The sequence below is a fragment of the Chroococcidiopsis cubana SAG 39.79 genome (assembly GCF_003991895.1).
In the GTDB taxonomy this organism is placed as follows: Bacteria; Cyanobacteriota; Cyanobacteriia; order Cyanobacteriales; family Chroococcidiopsidaceae; genus Chroococcidiopsis; species Chroococcidiopsis thermalis.
The window spans coordinates 1-584 of record NZ_RSCK01000290.1; the positions used below are offsets into that span (position 1 = coordinate 1).

At 51.2% G+C, this 584-nt stretch carries 1 protein-coding gene; it reads right to left on the reverse strand.

Going from position 1 to position 584, the window contains the following annotated elements; genetic code table 11:
- A partial coding sequence (locus tag DSM107010_RS37955) for a DegT/DnrJ/EryC1/StrS family aminotransferase (protein WP_127025479.1) occupies nt 1–584 on the reverse strand: 584 nt, incomplete at both ends.

Consider the following 584-nt stretch of genomic DNA (forward strand, 5'->3'; position numbering starts at 1 on the left):
GTCGTAATTACCTTGCGGGGATGGAAGGAAAAACAGGCAATATCGCCGTGGGGTTTGCCGATTTTTTCCCACTGTCCTTCCCAGAGAATTTCACTACCAATGGCGCAGGCTGCATCTTCAATAACTGGCAAATTGTAGCGCCGCGCAACCTCCACAATCGCTTTGAGGTCGCAAGGCATTCCCATTTGGTGGACGACCAGAATCGCGCGGGTGCGATCGCTCACGACTGCTTCGATTAAAGTGGGATTAATGTTGTAAGTGTGCGGCTCGATATCGACAAATACGGGGATCGCGCCGCAATAGCGAATGCTATTCGCAGTGGCAATATAAGAATGACTGACGGTAATTACCTCATCCCCAGGCTGCACGCCTACGGCTAACAGAGCTAGATGCAATGCCGTGGTGCAATTAGAAACCGCACAAGCAGACTTTGCCCCTACATAAGTTGCAAATTCCTGCTCGAAAGCGGCGACTTCGGGTCCTTGCGTTACCCAACCGGACATAATCGCTTGCTTAGCGGCATCTGCCTCGGCTTCACCCATCCAAGGTTTGGCAATTGGAATATTCTGCATCTGCTCAGACAT